This is a genomic window from Patescibacteria group bacterium (assembly GCA_041667185.1).
Lineage (GTDB): Bacteria > Patescibacteriota > Patescibacteriia > SG8-24 > SG8-24 > JBAYFM01.
In genome coordinates, this window is record JBAYFM010000007.1 from 12465 (window position 1) to 33718 (window position 21254).

Here is a 21254-nt window from a genome sequence, read left to right on the forward strand (position 1 = left end):
TGGGGACGGGCCGCAAAAACCGATCGTCCGACCAGTCGCCCTCGGGCATTGCGATTCCGCCTCAAACTGCTACAATTTTGAGGCGCTGTGGAAAGGTCGGACTTCCGGACCAGAACCATCATCCCGCCGGCGCCTCCTGATTATGTATCTGCAGAAACTGGAAATCATCGGTTTCAAGTCCTTCGCTGAAAAGACGGAGCTGGATTTTTTGCCGCCGTCCGCGAATTCCAAAGGCATCACCGCGGTCGTCGGCCCGAACGGTTCCGGCAAATCAAACGTTGCTGACGCGCTCCGCTGGGTGCTCGGCGAACAGAGCACCAAACTGCTGCGCGGCAAGAAAGCCGAGGACGTCATCTTTTTCGGTTCGGAGAAACGCGCCCGCTCCGGCTTCGCCGAGGTCTCGCTCGTCCTGAACAACGAGGATGGCAAGATCCCGCTCGATCTCTCCGAAGTCAGCATCGCGCGCCGCGTCTACCGCGACGGCGAATCCGAATATCTCATCAACAAGAACAAGGTGCGGCTCGCCGACATCCAGATGCTTTTGGCGCAGGCGCAATTCAGCGCCCGCTCCTACTCCGTCATCGGCCAGGGCATGGCCGACGCCATCCTCACCGCCACGCCGCTCGCCCGCAAAGAATATCTCGACGAGGCCGCCGGCGTCCGCCAGTTCCAGCTGAAGCGCCAGAACTCCGTGGCCAAACTCGAAGCCACGCGCGAGAACCTGAACCAGGCCGACATGCTCGTGAACGAGATCGAACCGCGGCTGCGCTCGCTCGCCCGGCAGGTGAAGCGCCTCGAAACCCGCGCCGCCATCGAGGAAGAGTTGCACGCCATCGCGCACCAATACTACGGCCGCCAATGGCTGGAACTGAAATCCCAGATCGACAGCCGCCAGGCCACGGTCGGCAGACTCGACGAGGAATGGAAGAAGCGCGAATCCACTCTTGAGGACGCCCAGAGCGAACTCAGCGGACTCGAGGCGCAGGAGCAGGGTTCGGACGAATTCACCGCGCTGCAAACCGAATACGAAAAACTGGCCGAGGAACGCAACCGCTTGCGCGACCGCCAGGTGGGACTGCGCGGCAAGCTCGAAGTCGCGGAGCAGGTGCGCAAACAAACTGCCACGACCCTGCCGCTCTCGAAGATCATCAGCGAAGTGAAGACCATCGGCGCAGAGCAAAATAAGGCCATAACTGAGCTAAAAAACGCCACTGACCTCGCGGCGGCCCAGGCCACCGTGCCGGCTTTCGAATCTCTCCAGACGGCGACCATTTCTCTCGGCGATCGTCTGGAGCGACCGGTTCCGGAAATCAAACCCGTCGAACAGGATCCAGCCCTGCTCCGAGAGATCGAGGAGATCGGCCGGACCATCGCCGCCATCGATGAGAAGATCCGCCAGGTCCAGAACGCCCTGCAGGAATATAACCGCGGCGAACGCCAGAAAAAAGAAAAATTCTTCTCGCTCCAGCGCGGGCTGCAGGAAAAGATCTCGTCAGCGCTCGCGCTCGAACGCCAGTTGAACGATGAACGCATCGAACTCGCCCGACTCGACACCCGCCGCGAAGCTCTCGAACAGGAGATGTCCGTCAAACTCGGCGAACGCGCAGAGCATGTCAAAACCAGCTTCATCCAGACCGGCACGGAAAGCGCCGACGAGCTCTTCGCGCAGATGCAGAAGCTCGAGTACCAGCTGAACCTCATCGGCGGCATCGACCCCGAGGTCGTCCGCGAATATCAGGAGACCAATACCCGCCATGAATTCCTGACTGCCCAGATCGCCGACCTCCGCAAGGCCATCGAGGATCTGGAGCGTGTCATCAGCGAACTCGACATCGTGATCAAGACGCGCTGGGAAACGTCTTTCCGCCAGATCAACAAAGATTTCGACCGTTTCTTCAAGCAGTTATTCAACGGCGGCAAAGCCGAACTGGTCCAGATGTGGTCGGAACAGGAAGAAGCCGAAGAAGATGAACCGACCGCCGCGGCTGCGGGCTCCGAAACCGGCGAACAAGAGGCCCTCAAAAAGAAAGAACCGTCCGCCCAGACGCTGCCGGCCTACGAACAAGGCGAGCGCATCGTCGGCATCGACATTCACGCCTGCCCGCCTGGTAAAAAGATCAAGAACGTCGAAACACTCTCGGGCGGCGAGCGCACGCTCGTTTCCATCGCGCTCATCTGCGCCATCATGGTCTCCAACCCGTCGCCATTCGTGGTTCTTGACGAGGTGGACGCCGCGCTCGACGAGGCCAACTCCGACAAATACGCCAGCATTCTCGCCGAGCTCGCCGAAAAGACGCAATTCATCGTCGTCACCCACAACCGCTACACCATGAAACGCGCGAACGTCCTCTATGGCGTAACCATGCGCGACGACAAGACCTCGCTTCTCTTATCCGTGAACCTCGACGAAGTGAGCGAGCTCCAGAATCAGAACCGACAAAAAGCCGTCGCCTGACCAAACTGCCGGACAAGACGAACAAAACACCCTTACTGGGGTGTTTTTCGTCATATCTTCGGCTTCAAAATAACCCAAATAATGAATTTTGGCCGCCTAAACACCTCTGTCAAAGGAGGATAAAAAATGATAAAATTATAATAAAGTAATATAATCCGCACTAAGCCAGCAAAAATGTCGAAACGGCCGCTCCAGGTCAAAAAACAGCCTCAACTCGCCGCTCTGACCGCTAAAAAGACCGACGATATAGTTTTTTGTGCTGAATCAACAGGAAAAATAATCTTCGCCAATAAAGCGATGATTAAAACCCTGGGCTACACCGAAACCGAATTACTGGCCAAAAACCTGCAAGATATCGACTTGACGCTGAGCACCCAGGCCCAACAGCGGCTTTGGACGGAGCTGAAGAAGTCGGGCAGCAAGGTCGTCAGCAGTTCCTATCGCCGCCGCGACGGATCCGTCATCCCGGTCGAGATCTCGACGAACTTGTTCCGTCATGGCACTTCGGAATATCTCTGCGGCATCGCCCGCGACCTCAGCGGTCATCTGGCCGCCATGGCCGATCTGGAAATGAAAGCTCTGATGTTGGACTCGATCGCGGACTCTATCTTCCTGCTCCAGCCGGACGGCGACATCGTCTACGCGAATGCAACCGCCTGCCAAGAACATGGTTATACCTGCGCGGAGCTCATCGGCCAAAACATCAAGATCTTGCATGAAAAAAAAGACCTCCCTCAAGTGACCAAAGGACTGAGCAACTTGTCGGCCAAAGGCGGACAAGCATCGTTCAGCGGATTCCACTTGCGGAAAGACGGCACCCCTCTGCCCATCGATGTCAACTCGCGCGCCATCAAAATCGGCGACAAACCATTCATCCTGAGCGTCGTCCGCAACGCGACCGAGCATCGTCAGCTCCAGCGGACGCTGGAACAGGAAAAACTGAGGTTCCGCCAATATTTCGACTTGGCCGCGACACTTCTCATCTCCCTGGATCCTAACGGACTCATTCTGGCGGCTAACCGCGAGGCTTGCCGTATCCTGGGCTACGCCCGGGAAACAGACCTCATCGGCCTGAACTGGTTCGAGAACTTCGTTCCGAAAAATATCCGCGAGCCGCTCGCCGACTATCAGCGCAAACTTATCGCCGATCGCGCTGACTCCGACGAACGCATCAACATGATCGTTACGCGTCACGGCAAAGAGCGGCTGATCGCCTGGCGCAACACGACCCTGAACGGCCCCGACGGCATGCCGACCATGACCATCAGTTCGGGTCGCGACATCACGAACGAGCAAGCCGCCCACAGCGAACTTCACCTCCGCTCCCAAGCCCTGGATCTGGTCGGGGAATCGGTCTTCATCCACGATCTCAACGGCAAGATTATTTTCGTCAACCGCGAGGCCTGCCTGGAGCGCGGTTACAGACCTGGCGAACTCATCGGACGGAACATCGGCACCGACATCGACGCGCCCGAAAGCAGTGCGCTCCTGAAAACACGCATTAAGAAGCTGCTGAAAACCGGCGAATCTTCTTTCGAAGTGCAGCACCGCCGCCGCGATGGATCGATTTTCCCGGCCAGCATCCACGCCCGCATCATCAAGATCGGCGGCGTGGACATGGTCCTGTCCTCCGTCCGCGACATCAGCGAGTCGCGCGAAATGGAAAATGCGCTCCGAAACGAACGGGAAAAATTCAAGAACTATTTTGAACTCGCCTCCATCATCCTGGTGGCCCTTGATCTCAAAGGGCACATCTCCGCCATCAACCGGCGCGGCGCCGAACTCTTCGGTCAGACCCCGGAAAAAATGGTCGGTCTGGAATGGCCGCAGATTTCCCTGTCGAAGGAAACACAATTGAAAATGCGGGAGTACCTGCAAAAATTACTGGCCGGACAAGTCCAGACGACGGACGAAGAGATCAATATTGCGACGCCTTCTGGCGAACGCCTGATCGCGTGGCGAAGCTCGCTCTTGCGCGATAAACACGGACAGATACTCGGCATCCTGGGATCCGGCCTCGACGTCACCGAGAGACGCCGGTTGGAAAACGAAACCGCCGCAAAAAACCGGGCTCTCGAAGTCGTCAACCGAGGCGCGGATGCGATCATGCGGGCAACCAACGAACAAAAGTTATTAACGGAGGTCTGCGACATTATCTGTCGAATCGGCGGCTACCGCCTGGCCTGGATCGGCCGCAAGTTGGCAGACAAGAACCAAACGATCGAAGCGGCAGCTTCCGCCGGAGCAGAACGAGACTACACCGTGAATCTCGGCGTCTCCTGGGGAAACAACAAACTCGGCCAGACCCCGATCGGTCTGGCGTTGCGCTCCGGCCGCCGGCAGATCGCCTTGGACCTGTTGAAAAATGATGCCTTCAAACCCTGGTCTGACCGGATCAAGCAGCATAATCTGACCGCTGATCTGGCGCTGCCGATCAAGATCGGCGACAAAGTTGAACTGGCCTTGGCCATCTATTCCAACGAGGCCGATCCATTCAACCAGAACGAGATCGAGTTGTTGGAACGGCTGGCCGCGAACCTGGCTTTTGGCATCACGAACCTCCGCACTCGTCTGGCCCAACAAGAAGCCGAGCGCACCGGCCGAGAGCTGGCCGAAAAATACGGCTTCATCATGGAGAACGCCAACGATGTTTTTTATTGGATCGCCGCGGATGGACGGATCATCACCATTAGCCCCGGCACCAAACGCTATGCCCTGGACGCCGATCAGATGGTCGGCCACTCATTCCTCGAGTACGCCTGGGACGAAGACCGTGAATGGGTCGCCAAGGACTTCGTGGCTCTGCTGCGCGACAAAAACACGCATACGATCAAATGGCGCATTCGGGACGGACACGGCCAGCCGGTCTGGATGGAAACCGTCTCCCGCGTCGTACCCACCGACAAACCGAACAAACCCGCCGTCGTCGGCGTGTTGCGCGACATCACCGAACGCCACAATGCCGAGATGGAAAAAGCGCGCTACGACGCCATTCATCGGCTGCTGACCGAGTTGTCTTCGTTGATCCTCTCGACCACGGTCTCCAAGGTCGACACCGTGATTGACAAGATCATCGCGCGCGTCGGCGTTTTTGCCGGCGTCGATCGAACGTATGTGGTGACCCTCTCCGAACAGGACACCCCTCTGGCCAGCATCCGCGAATGGCGCGCCGCCGGCATCAGACCGATCACCGATAAGATCGAGGGCCTGCCTTCCGATAAAACCCCGCTCTGGGTCCAACAGCTCCTGAACGGCGAAACCCTGATCGTCAACGACTCCGGCAAAATACCGGCTAATCAGGCCGCTGAAAAAACACTGTCGACAATGCAGGAAGCCAGATCATACGTCGGTCTGTCGCTCAAATCGCGCGGCAGCGTGATCGGCTTCGTCGGTATGAGCACGGTTCGAACGCAACGAACCTGGTCGGAAGCCGATCTCTTTCTCCTGGAACAATTGGCCAACAACATCACTGGTCTCCTCGAATGGTCCCGGGCTCAGAAAAAAACCACCGAAAGCGAGCAGCGTTTCCGCGAACTGTCCGACCTGGCGCCCCAGGCGATCATCGAGCTCGATCTGCAGGGTCGGCTGGCCTATTGCAACAAGGCCGGACTCAAAATGATGGGCTATGACCATGAGCCCTCAAGAACGCTGACCATCGCCGACTTGATCGCTCCTTCGGATCTGGCCAAGGTCTCCAAAAATATCGGCTTACGGCTGGAAGACAAAATCAACACCGGCAATGAGTATCTAGGTCGCCGTCAAGACGGCTCGACCATACCGATTCTGGCCTACACCAGCCCGATCATCAAGAACGGCAAGCCCGTAGGTCTGCGCGGCGTGATCTTCGATCTGACCGATATTAAAAAAACCGAAGCGCACCGAGACTACCTGGCCACTTTTCCCGGCAACAACCCCTCGCCGATCATCGAATTCAACCTCGACGGCGCCATCACTTATCTCAACCCGGCCGCTTCCAGACTGCTGACCCCGCTGCGCGTCGGACTCAATATTCATGAGGTCCTACCGGAAGTCGAATCGATTCTGAACGAAAACGCGCCGGAAACAACTGCGGTTGAAGTGGTCAGAAACAATAGCTGGTACTTGGCGCTGACCAGCCGCTCGGATCAATACAGCGGCATCCGGTTGTACATGATGGACATTACCAGCCTCAAACAGCTGGAAGCCAAGCTGACTGAAAGCGAACGACGCTATCGCGCCATCCTCGAAAACACTTCGGATGTAATTTATTCGACAGACCTCAAAGGCATCATCACTTACGTGAGTCCGCAGGCGGCCCAATTCGGTTTCGATCCGGAAAAGATCATCGGTCACACCTTGCTGGAATTCATCTCTCCCGAAGACCGCGAACTCGTCACCAAAGAATTCGAGCGCGCGATCACCTCGCGACACGGATTCGCCTTGCCGACGCTCCAATTCCGCCTCGTCAATCCCGAAGGCAAGATCTACTGGGTCGAAGAAAACGGCCGCGCCGTCGTTGATCCGAAAAAAGGCGCGACTGGAGCTTTCGGCGTCATGCGCGACATCACCGAACGCAAAAAGAACGAGGATCTGATCGTCAAAAAGACGGTCGCGGAAAAACTTATCTCCAACATCTCGACTGAATTCCTGAAAGCCGCTACCGAAAATTTCGACCCGATCGTCAACAACGGCCTGAATAAACTGGCGCGGCTGACAAATGCTGATTGCGCCAAAATCTACCTGATATCCGATGATTCCAAACGATTGATCGAGCGCTTCATCGCCAATGAAGACGACGCGGCCGGACACGAGCGTCGCGAATTCCAGCTGACCGACTTCCCCTGGATCTCCTCCAACTTCAACCGCCGCGACGTTATCCAGGTCAGCGATATCAACCAGCTGCCGAGTGAAGCTCGGCCAGAGCTCAAACGCCTCTGCAACGAACGCCTGACCTCGACTATTTTCACGCCTATTTTGGCTGGTTATCGGGTCATCGGACTCGTCGGTTTTTCGACTTACAAAGGGATCTATACCTGGCCGCCGGAGGATGCCATCCTGCTGAAAATGTTCGCCGATATCTACGCCAACGCCCACGTCCGCCGAGAAACGGAACGGAGTCGCTTGCGGCGCTCGGAAGCGGAAAAGATCATCACCGATCTGACGGTCAAGTTCGCCTCGGTCGAAGAATCGGAACTTAACCGCGTGTCTTCGACAGCCCTCGAAAAGATTGCCTTGTTCGCCGGCGCTGAACGTGCCGCTTTCGCCAAATTCGGACCGCAGAGAACCAATCTGTCCTGGATCCAGGAATACCACCGACCGAATCTGTCGCCAATCATCGCTACCATGCAGAATCTGCCTCTTGCGCCGGGTGATTGGCTTTTCGGCGAGATTGACTCCGACACAACCGCCACTCTGACCGATATTTCCCATCTGTCGGCCAATGTCGACGCGCGGACGATCCGCGTCAGCCCCGAAATCGGAGCTTTCGCAGCCGCGCCGATAAAACAAGGTGGGCGGGCGATCGGCTTCATCGGCCTCTACGCCACTGGTCCGAAATACTGGTCTGAAGATGAGACAAATTTATTGACCAACCTGGGCAAAATCATCGGCGACGCGCTGGAAAAAGCCGCGGCCAACGCCAAGGTCCGCGAGGCTGACTTGCTCCGCCGCAAATTCGTCCAAATCGTCTCCCATCAACTCCGGACGCCGCTGACCGCGATCCGCTGGAACCTCGAAGCCCTGCTGACCGACGAAGTCGGCAAACTCCAACCGGAACAAAAAAGCATCATCCGCCTGGCCCACGAATCCGAGGTTGAGGTCATCAGTCGGCTCGGCCAAATGCTCACCGCGCTCGACATTGAAGAAGGCCGGGCGCTCCTGAATCCCGAACCGATGGCTCTCGATGCTTTGTGGGACTCGGTCCGTTCGTCCCTCATTCCCCGTTGCGCCAGCAAAGAACTGACCCTGACCTACAAACCGCCATCCAAACCGCTGCCAGCGATCAAAGCCGATCCGGAAAAAATCCGCGAGGTCCTGACGACCTTGGCAGATAACGCCATTGCCTATACCAACAACGGCGGCAGCATTGAAGCGCGGCTGGAGAATCATGGCACTTTCATTCGTTTCAGTATCAAGGATACCGGCGTCGGCATACCTAAAGCAGAGCAGCTCCGGATATTCTCCCGTTTCTACCGAGCTTCAAACGCCCCGACCATGCTGCCGAACGCCTCGGGACTCAACCTCTCCATCGCCAAATACTTCATAGAACAGCACGGCGGACAAATCGGTTTCGAAAGCCGCGATGGCCAAGGTTCAACTTTCTGGTTCGAATTGCCGCTGGTAGAAAACAGATGAACGGCGTCCCGGACGACTGATATTGACTCCTGGTCCGGATTCTGGCACTCTGACGGCACGACTCTAACGTGCTGCAGGGACGCGGGTCCGCTCAGACCCTACCGTTCCGACCGAAAAAATTTTATCATCGCACCGAACATATTTTTCGCTTATGTTAGTCCTCCGTCTTACCCGCGTCGGAAAGAAGAAACAGCCGAGCTACCGCCTGATCGTCCAGGAGAAGAAGCGCGATCCCTGGGGCAAAGCCCTCGAAATCATCGGCCGCTATAATCCGCGCACCAACCCCAAGACCGTCGACTTCGACGCCGAGCGCGTGAAATTCTGGCTCTCGAAGGGCGCTGTCGCTTCCGATACCGTCCACAATCTGCTCATCAACGCCAAGATCATCAAGAGCGCGAAGCGGAAGAATGCCGTTGATCCGAAGCGCAAAGATGCCGCCGCCGAGCCGGAAAAGAAGGCTGAAGAAAAGAAATAAGCATTCGAAAAACGACCCGCCCATGGCGGGCCGTTTTTGATTTCGCGGCGCGGCTGATGATGGAGACTCCCGCCGGTCTGAAAATAAAAAAACCCGCTGGACGAGCGGGTCATGAGACGAGGTCTTCTGTCAGCGGCGCCGGATCTTGCCGTGACCGAACGGATCATCGAGCAGATGCCAGGCGCCGCACGCGCACGGGCCTTCGATGACGTCGCAGGCCGTGCCGCCGTTGCGGCCGTAGTTGCCGTAACGAGCGAGATGCGCCTCGGCCAGCATCCGGTCAAAGTTGCCGCCGACCATGCAGCAAGCGTTGAACTCGGCCACATCATGACAATAATGTTCCTCGGGACGCTCGCTGATCTCGCGCAGCCGTTGCGCTAGCGGATGATCATCATTGTTCATTCCGTCGCCGACCTGGCTGCCGTTCCGATCTTCGTTCCTCATGCTGAACCTCCTGATTCAAAAGGGCTGGATAATGACAGTATCTTAATATCCTCCTCTGACACCGTCAAATAATCGTCGGTCATGGCGTCTGAACCGAAAAATACCAAAAAACCGGCCGAATCACACCCCCACGCTGCGCCCAGCGCCGCGCTTTTTTATCCGGATAAGCCTGTTTAAGCCGCAAAATCCATTGACACGGCCGCGAGGCTTGCTTATAATTTTTATGGTCCCTTTGTCCAAGGGCTCTGTGTTCCCGCCGAGGGAGCGCGCGTTAAATCTCTATAGGCACCCGCCCAAGCTCGTGAGGCAAGGGCAAAGCCAACAACTGCTATGGCAGAACGGTTTCAGGATCAGGAATTCGTCGAATACGTTGTACGGGCCATCGTCGGTCATCCGGATGATGTCCGGACCGATCGGACCATCGATGAGCGCGGCGTCCTCATCACGCTGCACGTCAACCCGGAAGACATGGGTTACGTGATCGGCCGCCAGGGACAGACCGCCCGCTCCATCCGGACGCTCCTCAAGATCGTCGGCGCGAAGAACAATGCGCGCGTCAACCTGAAGGTCTTTGAACCGGAAGGCAGCCGCCGCCCGCCGCGCCGCTCCGAAGAGCAGCAGGCCGCTCCCGCCGCCGCTGAACCGATTGACACTTCAGCCGTCGACCTGGAGATCTAAGATCACCACAAACAAAAAAGCCCGGCTCCCAGCCGGGCTTTTTGATCTTCTCGAAAAACGGAGTTACGACCGCTTAACTTTTTGGGGCAGACTAAAACCGAAAACTGACCCCTGTCCACGGCCGGCGCTTTTCACCCAAACCTTACCCCCCATCCGTTCAACGGTCTGCTTGACGATGAATAGTCCAAGACCGGTGCCGGCGACCTCGCCGGTCTCAGCAGTCTCAATGCGGGAGAATTTCTTGAAAAGTTTCGTGATGTCGTCGGGACTGAGCCCAAAACCGGTGTCTTCGACGCTGACATGCAACTCTCCGCCGCCAGCCGCAGTACGAATCGTGACGCTGCCCTCGACGCGATTGTACTTGATGGCGTTCGTGAGCAGATTTATCAGAACCTCGTAAACACGCCCCGGATTCCCATAAGCCACCATCGACCCGGCCGCTGTCGGCATGACCTTGATGCTGACCGATCTTTCCGCGGCCAGCGTCCCAAGGGCGGCGACGGCCCGCTCAAGGACGGGAGCGAGCTGGAATCTCTCCGAAACAACCTTAAAGGTGCCGTACTCCAGACGCGAGACCTCCAACAGTTCGGAAACCAGCTTATTGAGCCTGGCGGTGTTCTCGCTGATGGTGCCAAGATATTCCGTCAGGTCAGCAGGCTGAGCGGCAGGCTTTGTCTGGACTTCTTTCAAAAGTTCCAGCGACCAGCTGATAGCCGTCACCGGAGCCCGCAACTCATGCGCAGCAATAAAGATGAACTCGTCCTTCAGCTTCTGGATCGTCTTTTCTTTCTCCAAATCGCGGATATTTTGTTCCGCCAGTCTGGCTTCGATCTGTTTACGTTCGGTAATATCCTCGATAATCGCCTGATAGTATTTCAGCCGGCCACCCTCATCGCACACGGCGCCGATGTGCGTATTCGTCCAAACCACTTGACCCCGCTTGCCTATGTAGCGTTTCTCCGCATGATAATCATCCTGAACGCAATTTCGCGCGATCCGCATGATCTTTCGGTCGGCCGATAGGTGTTCCGGGTGCGTGATGTCCCGGAGCGTCAGCCGCTTCATATCCACATCGTCGTATCCGGTGATGCGGGTGAAGGCTTGGTTGATCTCACAGACATGCAGGTCCGGATAAAGCAGCACGACGCCCAATTGGCTGTTTTCGAATAGTTTGCGGAAACGTTCCTCGCGCTCCCACAAGATAGCCTCCAGACGGCGGCGTTCGGTCAAGTCGCGGATGGTGAATTGTAAAAAACCGACGCCTTCAAAGCGGAAAAAACTGCATTCTAAGGCGGCATCGAAACGCCGTCCTTGTCGGGTCCGGATCGTCCAGAACTTACTGCCGGACGAATGGCCGCATCTCAATACGCCAAAAGACCTGCGGTTACGCAAGGGACCGTTCAAAAATCCGATCTCCCACACCCTCCTCTGCGACAACTCCTTTGTGGTAAAACCCAGCAGCTTCAGCAAACTCGAGTTGCCGCCGACTATCGAACCAGTCTCAGCATCGACCAACAAGACGCCGTCACTGGTCGCTTTGAAAACCAGCTGTTGCACCTGTTCAAAAGCTGTCTTTTTAAGCATCTTGGTTCGCGATCTGCCGAATGAGGCCGATCTTGCCGACTTCGCTTTATTAAGCACATTGCAATCGTTAAAACTGATGAAAAACGCTGATATTATTATACAGTTTTTTTGCAATTATTGTAAGTTTGAAAAACATTCCCGGACGGACGCCCCCCCCCCTACCCGCGGCGCGCCAGCTGTTCATAATCCGGACGAACCTGTATGCTTAAGCGGTAACGACCGCTAATCAAAAAAATATTGTGAAAAAATTCAAGAAACTGGCCAATAAACTGCAAATTTCAGCCGAAACCGTCTGGGAGACCGGTTGGACCTACATCCGCCACGTCGTCGACACCGCGCGGGAGCCGTTCCTGATCCTGGACAAGGATCTGCGCGTCTTGTCGGCCAATGAATCTTTCTATCGGACCTTTCAGACCATGACGCGGGATACCGAGAAAAAACTCGTCTACCAACTGGGCGGCGGTCAGTGGAATATCCCGGCGCTCAGGAGGCTGCTTGAGGACGTGCTGCCCAAAGAATCGTTCTTCCGCGATTTCGAGGTCGAGCACGATTATCCGGTCGTGGGCAAAAAGATCATGCTCATGAACGCCCGCGAAGTCTTCGAGCCGGTGAAAAAAAACCAGAAATCTTTGAAGATGATCGTTCTGGCCATGGAAGACGTGACGAAGCAGCGTATGCTCGAAGAGAAGCTCACAGCCTACTCGAAAGAGCTCGAGGAGCGCGTGCTCGAAAGGACCAAAACCCTCGAGGAGCGCATCGCCGTGTTGGAGAGCGGAGTCAAGAAACGGCCGGGCAAACAATAGATCCGCGGCGCCAGCCTGGAGATCTAATAACAAAACCAGAAACGCCCTCGGCAATCGCCGGGGGCGTTTTGAATACAGTCTGAGACAGGATGGGGACGTACATCAACAAAAAAATGGCTTATTTCAACGCCGCGCCCCAGCCTCCGGGACAGTCCCGGAATATTCGTCACCCGGCCAGCGGCAGCTCGAACCAGAAAGTGCTGCCTTTACCTTCCTGGCTTTCATACCCCATCTTGCCACCGTGCGCTTCGATGACGCTCTTGGCGATATGAAGTCCGATACCGGATCCTTCAGGTTTGATGATAGCGGCGTTGCTAAAACGGTGAAAACGCCGGAACAACTGCTCTTGCTCGCCAGTCGGAATGCCGATGCCGGTATCGGTGACCTCCACGCGCACCGTCTTCTGTTCCTTTTTGATCCGAGTAGTGATCCGACCGCCTTCGGGCGTATAGCTGATGGCATTATCCAAGAGCCGCCCGAACAGATCCCGGAACTTCTCCTGATCAACATTTACCGTGCTGATTTGGTCATCACTATACGTATGTTCATGCGTGATTTTTTTGAGTTCGAACTTTTGTTTATTGTTCGCGCAAACCGAACGTACCAGATCTTCAAGAATGATTTTTTCCGGCTCCAACCGCAGGCGTCCGGCTTCGATATCCATGACCAAAAGCAGGTCCGCGATGCGACCAACCGCTTCTTTATTGGCCTCAAGAGACATCCTCAAGATCTGCCGCTGGCTGCCGGTCAGCGGCCCCATTTTATCGGATAAAACCTGTTCCAGCCCCCAACGAACCGAGCTCAATGGCGTACGCATCTGCTGAGACACGACCTGCACGAATTTATTCTTGATAGTATCAAGTTCGTAGGCGTGCTCTTCAGCGACTTTGCGTTCGTGGATATTGCGAACCACGCCGATCGTGCCGGCTAATTTATTGTCGGAATTTTTATAATGCGAACCAGACGCCTCCACCCAGACGAATTGCCCATCCCGGCGTCTGAACCGCAAACTGAACGGTTTGAATACGCCGGTCTTCATGAACTCCGACCAATTAACCCGAGCCCGCTCCAGATCTTCCTCGAAGAAAAACTCCGCGGACACGAACTCCGTGAAGCTACGTCCGATCAGATCGCTTTCCTTATAACCATACATGCTGACCTGCGGACTGATATAAGTCAGGACGCCAGATGGATCGGCGGCATAAATGATATCCTGGGTGTTCTCAATGAAATTGCGGTATTTCTCCTCGCTGGCCCGCAAGGCGCTCTCCGCCTCAACCCGAGCCGTCACATCCTCGATGACGCCATCAAAATATTCTTTGTCGATCTCATTCTTTTTCAATACGGCAGTCACCGCGCCCCAGATCTTGCGACCCTTGAGCGTCTTGAGCCGGACAACCTCGCTCTTAACGAAACCGAGTTTCTTGATCTTTTCGCTGATCAAAAGACGATCGGCGGGGTCAACATAAAGATCGGAGACGCTGATCTTCAGCAACTCTTCTTTCGAATCGGCTTCGAACATCGCCACCATCGCCGGATTCACTTCGATGAAACTGCCTTTGGGTCCGGGCGTATTGCGATAAATGCAAACCGGCAAGCTATTGAACAATTCGACAAACCGCTGGCGCGCTTCAGTAAATTTGTGCTCAACCCGACGACGGTCAGTAATATCCTGGACGATCCCGGACAAGACGCTGATCTTGCCGGCGGCATCGCGGATAAATTCAAAAGCCTCGGCCCAAACCGTGAAAACAGCGCCGTCAGGATGAACGATGCGATACTCCATCGGCATCGGCTGCGCCTTCTCAATCACGGAACGATTGGCGACCTCAACCCGCATGCGATCGTCAGGATGGATAGCTGCGGTCATTACATCAGTCAACCGACCCGTAAATTTGGCTTTGTCGATGCCGAAAATCCGGTACATCTCGTCCGACCACTCAAGCTTATCGGCTTGGACATGCCAGCGCCAACTGCCGATCTTGGCGAACTTCTGAGCCTGGCGCAGGTCGGCTTCCGAACGACGAATCTGTTCATGCACCCTCTTAACTTCAGCCTCACTCTCCTGTTGATCGGTGACATCCTCGGCAATCGTCAGCAGCAGCCTTCGTTCGCCCACCGTAACCGGCTCGGTCGTGAGCCGACAAATGCGGCGACTGCCACCTTTCTGCCATATGACCGTATCCATGCCATGCGCACGGCCGGAAATACGCAGGGTCTCGACCACCCGCTGGCGATCTTCAGCGCTTACAATCCCTAATTTGACTTCCGTCTGGCCAAGAACCTCGTCACGGGAATACCCGGTGATGCGCGTAAAAGCCTCGTTGACCTCGATGAACTCACCCCCATCAACGGTCGCCAGCGTCATCATGAGCGGCGCGGTGTTGAACGCCTGCATGAACATCTTAGCCTGTTGCTCGCGTTCAGAAAGGTCGCGCAAAAATGCGTGACATCTGAACCGGCCATGCACCTCGAACGACGACAGCGTAACCTCGGCCAAAAAATCCTGGCCGCCCATCCGCCGATGCATCCACTCGAACCGAAAAAATTTAAGCTTCAAAGCGCGATCAACCGCTTCCCGCGCGGCCGTTTGCGAATCCTGTCCGCTGGGCTGCTGCAATGGCGAGATTTCGTCGGGGCGCCTGCCAATGATCTGCGTCCGTTCTGTCGTGCCGAACATCTTCAAGGTGGCATCATTGCAATCGACAATGGTCATGCCATCCAGAAGGATAAAAGCCTCCTGAGAACCCTCGAATACCTGGCGATAGGCCATTTCGCTCTCGCGCAAATCTTTTTCCACCTGGCGTTGCCGGATGATCTTGAACAAAGTAGCGGCTACCAGCTGGACCTGGGCAATATCGCGCTCGTTATACGGTTTCTGCTTGTTTCCGACCCCGAAAAGGATCCGAAAACTTTCATTCTCGAACGTCGGCACGCTCATGAGGCGCTTCAGTTCGACATGGCCGCTCGGGAACCCTTTGCGGTTGGGCGAAGCGGCGAAATCATTGTAGATTACCGGCTTCTTTTGCCGCATCGCGTCCATCCAGTTGCCGGCCGATTCGATCGGACGATGGCCGACATCAGGAGCCCGACAGCTCTTCAACGCCTCTTTATTCCAAGTATTCAGAATTATCTCCTTTTGGCCATCGATCACCAGATGGAAGAAACCGACAGCGCTGTCAGTCAGCCGTACCACGCGATCAAGAACGAACTCATAAAGTTCCTGATCCGACATCTTGGCCGCCCGGCCGTAAACATCGAGGAGGAAAGACTCCCGCTCCGCCTCCTTGATCAAAACAAGTTCAGCCGTCCGCTGCGCCGTGATATCCTGGATCATCGTCAGGAAATAAAGCGGCTGGCCGGAAGCGTCGCGAATAAGGTTGACGTGGGTTGAAGCCCAGATTTCCTGACCCGACTTGGTCAAATAACGTTTGACCGTGTTGTACTCCCGTAACGTCCCCTTGAGGAGATCGCCGATACCCTGGCGATTAGCGGCAATATGATCGGGATGCGTGATATCCGCGTACGTCAGTTTCAACAGTTCCGACTCGGAGCGGCCGACGATCTCGCAGAACTTCCGGTTGACGCGAATGAATTTAAAATCCAGTCCGGACAGCACGATACCGACAGTAGCCTCTTCGAAGATGCGGCGAAATCTCTCCTCGCTCGATCGCAGATTTTCCTCGATTCGCTGGCGTTCAGTGATGTCGCGCGGCACGAAACGAATCATCTTCCGACCGCATTCGTCGTAGACATTAGCATCGACTTCAACCGGAATAAGCTCTCCTTTGTGGGTCTTGAGGCTTCGAGCAGCCTGGTGCAATACTCCCTCGCGGATAAAATCGGCGAATTCCGCCTTATCAGCGAACAAGGTGCGGAGACAACACTGTTTGTCCCAAAGACTACGGCCCACGGCATCTTTTCGCTGGCAACCGGACATTTTTTCAAAACTGACGTTGATATCCTCAATCCGCGCCGTGTCTGCATCAACGATCGCGATGCCAGACTGAGCGGTATTAAAAACTAACCGATACCGATCAGCACACTCGGCCAACAAACCCGTAGCGGCGGATTGCGCATGATTGACCGCCGCTGTTGTCGTTTTATTTTCCGGGGCGCCGTTGCGCTTGAATAGGGACAACATATTTGGACTGTCTGACCGATCTTTATTTTATAATTATATCAATAAATCACCGCCTTGGACAGTTCAAAAACGGCGTTATTCGGACCAAATGCCGCACGCCGGCGGTCCGAGCGCCGAGCTCTCAATTCGGCGTAAAAAGGCGGCGGATCAGTCGGCGACCGCCGAGGTGTTGATTATTTCAGCGGCGCTTGCTAAGCTCGGCTGTTCTTTGAAAATCCAGCGACAGGAGCGTGCTCATGAACCGACAGCGGACTTATAAGCTCCAAAAAGACGGCCGCACGATCTCGAGCCGGCAACCGTGGCGCTACGCCGGCTGGAGGTTGGGCAAGATCTTCGGCCGGCTGGACTGCGCTTCAGGCCGACGGATGAAGCCGGAGAACCGCGTCTTTTTTCTCACTTGGGACGATGCTATCGCCGCCGGCTACCGGCCATGCAAGAACTGCCGGCCGACGCCGTCGGATCGTTACACAACCCCTAACCGAAAAACGAGGCCGCGATGACAAAAATGTTCAGTTTGCGTTTCGATCCCGATCTCTGGCAGCTCGAACAGCGACAACCAGTCAACACGCTGCAAATGTTCATCACGGCCGCCTGCGACCGCCGCTGTCCGGAATGTTTCTTCCGACAGCACTTCAACGCCGGAGCGATGACCCTGGATTTCTACCGCCGGACGGTCGAGCAATATCGCCCATCCATCGGCAAGGTCATCATCCTGGGCGGCGAACCGACGCTACATCGCGACCTGCCGGCCATGCTCGCATTCAACCGCGACCTCGGCCTGCCGACCACGCTCTACACCAACGGCCGACGGCTGATGGCGCTCGCGCCGAAAGATCTGGCCGGCGTTTCGGTCAGGCTGTCAGTCGACGGCCTGACCGGCGGACTCAAGCCGGCGCTGGCCCTGCCGAAACTCGGACCAGTGATCATGCCGGTCTTCATGACGAGCCGGAATAACACCGGCGACTTGCTGCCGTTCCTGGACCACGTCGAGCGCTCCCTCGGCTGCACCGAGGCGTTCATCTCGAGCATCCGTGACATCCAAGAAAGCAGCGATTTCTGGCTGGATACGTCGACGACCCTGCCTCTTCGCGATTATGCGGCGACCGTCCAACGGACGATCGACGCTTACCGCGGACGGCTGACCTTGCATATCTCCCGGCGCGGCGTGATCGCTGCCGGCGGCCCGCGCCGAACGGCCGAACCGCCTAACCGCTGCCGCTTCGGCAACGTCCTGCCCGACGGACGGCTCATCACTTGTCCGTTCGACATCTGCAAAAACCGCGTCACGGACGGTCTGCGCTTCGGCGAACAACGCTGCGAAAAGACGAGGGGCGGCGGCTGTCTGCTGCAGAAACTCGTCCTGCGACGAAAACCGACATGATCACAAACCCCGCCGGCGACTGCCGACGGGGATTTTTTTATTGACGGCCGAAATTCCCGGGCGCCGCCGCAAAGCGATGAAAGTTTTCTGGCGCGACGGATCCGCGTTCAAAACTTGATGTCGTTCGCGACGGTCGACGTCGCCTGGAAACCGCGGACATTCAGGAGCATGTCGCCGGGAAACTGGCTGGAGTGATACAAGCAGTAGGTCACGGACGTGCCCCACTTGGCGTTGAGCGCGTCCATGAGCGCCGTCATTTTCTTCAAATCAACCTCGGTGGCGTGAATGCCACCCAGGTCGAAGTCGAGTTCGTCGTCATCCTGGGCGATAAGCATGGCCGACAGCACGCCGTGAAGTTTGAAAGGGAATTTCAATCCTTCGACCACCTCTTTGACGAACGGCTCGTAACGGAAAGGCCGCTCGCGATCGAATTCCGGATGAAAAACCAACGCGATCGCCTGAGGTTTCACAGCCGGACGACTATTCTGCGGCGGAGCATAAAGATCGTCGCCGCGAACTTCGAGTTCAACCGTGCTGACGGCCTTTTTGGCCGGACCACTGATCGCTTCGCCAGTCTCCGCCTTGAATTCGGAGCCGTGCCAGGGACAAACGACGATCCCATCCTTGACCACGCCCTTGCACAACGGGCCGCCCAAGTGGGTACAAGCGTTATCGAGGGCGAAAAAACGATCGCCCGAACGCACGATGGATATTTTCCTGCCGCCGATCGCGGCGCAATACGACTTATCGGCGGCGATATCCTTGACCGCGGCCACGCGCACAGGCTCGCTGGCGGCGCAATCGCAACCTCCGCCCGGACAAACCCAGGCCTGAAACATCTTCTTGAGTGGGTTGCGAACCATAAACAACGCGAGTTTGAAATTATGTCTCCATTATAGCCGAGGGTCGGTAATGCTCCAACCACCGCCGCTTGAAAGGGATTGACCGTTCACGCTAGATAAGCTATATTATGCGGTCCTGCCGAATGCAAGACATTGTCCTTTACAACCGGGAGAACGTGCCATGACCAACCCTCAAAGATCGACGTTCCCTGAATCGCTGAGCAAACTTTTGAAACATTCCCTGCTCGACCGAGAAGAGGAGCTTCGACTCATCCGCCGGGCCCAGCAAGGCGACCGCCAGGCGCTCGATTCGCTCGTGCACCACAACCTCAAATTAGTGATGCGCGTGGCCGGGCGCTATGCCCGACGCTACGCCGACTACAACGTCGAACTGCAAGACTTGTTCAGCGAAGGTGTGATCGGTCTGCACAAGGCCATCATGAAATTCGATGCCGCTCGCGGCGCGAATCTGAACACCTACGCCGACTACTGGATAAAACAAGTGATCGGCCGCTATCTGGCGAACCAGCGCTACCTGATCCGCGTGCCGATCAACGCTCAGCAGAACCTGCGGGATGAGGAGGCGGGAAACGGCAAAAAAGGTCTCACTAAAACCGACCTCCGCAACTTCTCTGCCGTCTCGCTCGACCAGGAAATTTCCTCCAACGACGCCGGCAACCAAAACGGCTGCACGCTCGCCGATATCTGCGTAGACGGACGTGAAACGACGTCATCGGAAACCGCTGTCGCGCGCTCCGAAGTTGCAGCCATCCTCGCCGAAGCATTCGGCCAGCTCACGCCACGAGAACAGGACATCATCAAAAAACGTTTTTGTGATGAACTGTCCCAGAACCAGGTCTCGGATATCTGCGGCCTGACGCGCATGCGCGTCCGCTGGATCGAAGCCAAGGCGCTCGGCAAACTCCGGTGCCTGCTCCAAGACAAGGACATCTTCTGAATCTGACGCGGCCGAGCCCAGCTCGACCGCGTTTTCTTATCAAAAGCCACAATTTTAAGGTCCCGCCACGGACTGATGACAAACAGTCGCCCAGCTTGACCAAAGACGAGAAACGCGCTACATTATGCGGTCCTGCCGTACGGAGAGACGGAGAGACGAAGTCATGTCGCTTGCGAGCGACGTGGCCGGAGTCAGCGAAATATCAGCGGACTTTGTATCTTCGCTACTCCCTGACTTCTCAACAATGTAGGACCTCGCCCTTTACAATCAGGAGAACACGCCATGACCGATCATCAAGGATCGCCGATCTCTGAATCGCTGAGCAAATTATTGCGTCATTCCATGCTCGATCGGGAAGAGGAACTCCGACTCATCGGCCGGTCTCAGCAAGGCGACCGCCAGGCCCTCGACTCGCTCGTGCGCCACAATCTCAAGTTCGTGATGAGCATCGCCAAGCGCTATGCCGGCCGCGGCGTCGAACTCGAGGATCTGTTCAGCGAAGGCGCCATCGGCCTGCAGATAGCCATCAAGAAATTCGACGTCACGAGCGGTAATCGGCTCAGCACCTACGCCATCTGGTGGATCCGGCAGCTGATCGCCCGCTACCTGGATGATCATTGCCGCACGATCCGCGTACCGATCAGAGTCCAAAAGAACCTGCGCGACGAGGAATCGGCAGAAGAAAACGACAACCGCCTCACCAAGGCCGGCCTCGACAACTTCTCGCCCGTCTCGCTCGACCAGGAACTGTCGTCCGGCGACGATTCCAACCAGAACGGATGCACGCTCGCCGATACCTGCGCGGACGAATGCAAAACAGCGTCGCCAGAAACAGCCGTCGCTCGCGCCGAGGTCTCGGACATCATCACTGAGGCGATCAGCCAGCTCACGCCCCGAGAACAATACGTCATCGTAAAACGTTTTCGCGAAGAGCTGACCCTGCGCAATATCGCCGGAACCCACACTCTGTCACGCGAGCGCATTCGCCAGATCGAAGCCAAGGCGCTCGGCAAACTCCGGCGTCTGCTCCAAAACAAGGACATCTTCTGACCCGCACGCGGTCGAGCTCAGCTCGACCGCTTTTTCTTATCAAAATCCGTAATTTAAGGCTCCAAATAAGGCTAGTGGCGCACAGCCGCCAAGCTTGACAAAAAACG

The 21254-nt window shown here is 56.4% G+C and carries 13 protein-coding genes; 9 read left to right on the forward strand and 4 right to left on the reverse strand.

What is annotated here, in order from left to right:
• The first annotated feature begins 142 nt into the window (after nucleotides 1-142).
• From WCT10_03240 to rpsP, 3 genes are all read left to right on the forward strand, one after another.
• Nucleotides 143-2455 carry an AAA family ATPase gene (locus WCT10_03240; protein MFA6603835.1) on the forward strand — a complete coding sequence of 771 codons (2313 nt, stop codon included), beginning with the start codon at nucleotides 143-145 and terminating at the stop codon, nucleotides 2453-2455.
• 174 nt (nucleotides 2456-2629) lie between these two features.
• The gene (locus WCT10_03245) at nucleotides 2630-8788 is read left to right on the forward strand and encodes a PAS domain S-box protein (GenBank protein MFA6603836.1); all 6159 of its coding nucleotides are present in this window, start codon (nucleotides 2630-2632) and stop codon (nucleotides 8786-8788) included.
• A 151-nt stretch (nucleotides 8789-8939) separates the two neighbouring features.
• Nucleotides 8940-9263, forward strand: a complete 324-nt coding sequence (rpsP, locus tag WCT10_03250) for a 30S ribosomal protein S16 (protein MFA6603837.1) — start codon at nucleotides 8940-8942, stop codon at nucleotides 9261-9263.
• A 129-nt stretch (nucleotides 9264-9392) separates the two neighbouring features.
• Here rpsP and WCT10_03255 read toward each other — a convergent pair whose 3' ends face one another.
• Nucleotides 9393-9707 carry a hypothetical protein gene (locus WCT10_03255; GenBank protein MFA6603838.1) on the reverse strand — a complete coding sequence of 105 codons (315 nt, stop codon included), beginning with the start codon at nucleotides 9705-9707 and terminating at the stop codon, nucleotides 9393-9395.
• A gap of 330 nt (nucleotides 9708-10037) precedes the next feature.
• Here WCT10_03255 and WCT10_03260 point away from each other — a divergent pair, with 330 nt between their 5' ends.
• Nucleotides 10038-10385: a KH domain-containing protein gene (locus tag WCT10_03260; GenBank protein MFA6603839.1), complete on the forward strand. Its 348-nt coding sequence runs from the start codon at nucleotides 10038-10040 to the stop codon at nucleotides 10383-10385.
• 63 nt (nucleotides 10386-10448) lie between these two features.
• Here WCT10_03260 and WCT10_03265 read toward each other — a convergent pair whose 3' ends face one another.
• Nucleotides 10449-11969 carry a PAS domain S-box protein gene (locus WCT10_03265; protein ID MFA6603840.1) on the reverse strand — a complete coding sequence of 507 codons (1521 nt, stop codon included), beginning with the start codon at nucleotides 11967-11969 and terminating at the stop codon, nucleotides 10449-10451.
• 239 nt (nucleotides 11970-12208) lie between these two features.
• On the opposite strand from WCT10_03265, the gene WCT10_03270 reads away from it, so the two are divergent.
• A complete protein-coding gene (locus WCT10_03270) occupies nucleotides 12209-12772 on the forward strand; it encodes a PAS domain-containing protein (GenBank protein ID MFA6603841.1) in 564 nt (187 codons plus the stop codon).
• Between the two features lie 166 nt (nucleotides 12773-12938).
• Here the strand turns inward: WCT10_03270 and WCT10_03275 are convergent, their stop codons facing one another.
• Nucleotides 12939-16916, reverse strand: coding sequence for a PAS domain S-box protein (locus tag WCT10_03275; GenBank protein MFA6603842.1), 3978 nt, complete (start codon nucleotides 16914-16916; stop codon nucleotides 12939-12941).
• A gap of 236 nt (nucleotides 16917-17152) precedes the next feature.
• Here WCT10_03275 and WCT10_03280 point away from each other — a divergent pair, with 236 nt between their 5' ends.
• Nucleotides 17153-17416 (forward strand): Ada metal-binding domain-containing protein, encoded by a 264-nt coding sequence (locus WCT10_03280; GenBank protein MFA6603843.1) that lies wholly within the window; start codon nucleotides 17153-17155, stop codon nucleotides 17414-17416.
• Nucleotides 17413-18297 carry a radical SAM protein gene (locus WCT10_03285; protein MFA6603844.1) on the forward strand — a complete coding sequence of 295 codons (885 nt, stop codon included), beginning with the start codon at nucleotides 17413-17415 and terminating at the stop codon, nucleotides 18295-18297. Before WCT10_03280 ends, WCT10_03285 begins: the two co-directional genes overlap by 4 nt.
• A 107-nt stretch (nucleotides 18298-18404) precedes the next feature.
• On the opposite strand, the gene WCT10_03290 is transcribed toward WCT10_03285, so the two are convergent.
• On the reverse strand, nucleotides 18405-19160 hold the full coding sequence (locus WCT10_03290) for a Rieske (2Fe-2S) protein (GenBank protein MFA6603845.1): 756 nt from the start codon (nucleotides 19158-19160) through the stop codon (nucleotides 18405-18407).
• Nucleotides 19161-19320: 160 nt separating this feature from the next.
• Here WCT10_03290 and WCT10_03295 point away from each other — a divergent pair, with 160 nt between their 5' ends.
• Together WCT10_03295 and WCT10_03300 are read left to right on the forward strand one after the other, a co-directional pair.
• Nucleotides 19321-20097 carry a sigma-70 family RNA polymerase sigma factor gene (locus WCT10_03295; protein MFA6603846.1) on the forward strand — a complete coding sequence of 259 codons (777 nt, stop codon included), beginning with the start codon at nucleotides 19321-19323 and terminating at the stop codon, nucleotides 20095-20097.
• A gap of 282 nt (nucleotides 20098-20379) precedes the next feature.
• Nucleotides 20380-21147, forward strand: coding sequence for a sigma-70 family RNA polymerase sigma factor (locus WCT10_03300; protein MFA6603847.1), 768 nt, complete (start codon nucleotides 20380-20382; stop codon nucleotides 21145-21147).
• The last annotated feature ends 107 nt before the right edge of the window (nucleotides 21148-21254 follow it).

Coding starts and splice junctions, on each gene's coding strand:
- WCT10_03240 (MFA6603835.1), top strand. CDS start 143: ATGTATCTGCAGAAACTGGAAATCATCGGTTTCAAGTCCTTCGCTGAA.
- WCT10_03245 (MFA6603836.1), top strand. CDS start 2,630: ATGTCGAAACGGCCGCTCCAGGTCAAAAAACAGCCTCAACTCGCCGCT.
- rpsP (MFA6603837.1), top strand. CDS start 8,940: ATGTTAGTCCTCCGTCTTACCCGCGTCGGAAAGAAGAAACAGCCGAGC.
- WCT10_03255 (MFA6603838.1), bottom strand. CDS start 9,707: ATGAGGAACGAAGATCGGAACGGCAGCCAGGTCGGCGACGGAATGAAC.
- WCT10_03260 (MFA6603839.1), top strand. CDS start 10,038: ATGGCAGAACGGTTTCAGGATCAGGAATTCGTCGAATACGTTGTACGG.
- WCT10_03265 (MFA6603840.1), bottom strand. CDS start 11,969: ATGCTTAAAAAGACAGCTTTTGAACAGGTGCAACAGCTGGTTTTCAAA.
- WCT10_03275 (MFA6603842.1), bottom strand. CDS start 16,916: ATGTTGTCCCTATTCAAGCGCAACGGCGCCCCGGAAAATAAAACGACA.
- WCT10_03280 (MFA6603843.1), top strand. CDS start 17,153: ATGAACCGACAGCGGACTTATAAGCTCCAAAAAGACGGCCGCACGATC.
- WCT10_03285 (MFA6603844.1), top strand. CDS start 17,413: ATGACAAAAATGTTCAGTTTGCGTTTCGATCCCGATCTCTGGCAGCTC.
- WCT10_03290 (MFA6603845.1), bottom strand. CDS start 19,160: ATGGTTCGCAACCCACTCAAGAAGATGTTTCAGGCCTGGGTTTGTCCG.
- WCT10_03295 (MFA6603846.1), top strand. CDS start 19,321: ATGACCAACCCTCAAAGATCGACGTTCCCTGAATCGCTGAGCAAACTT.
- WCT10_03300 (MFA6603847.1), top strand. CDS start 20,380: ATGACCGATCATCAAGGATCGCCGATCTCTGAATCGCTGAGCAAATTA.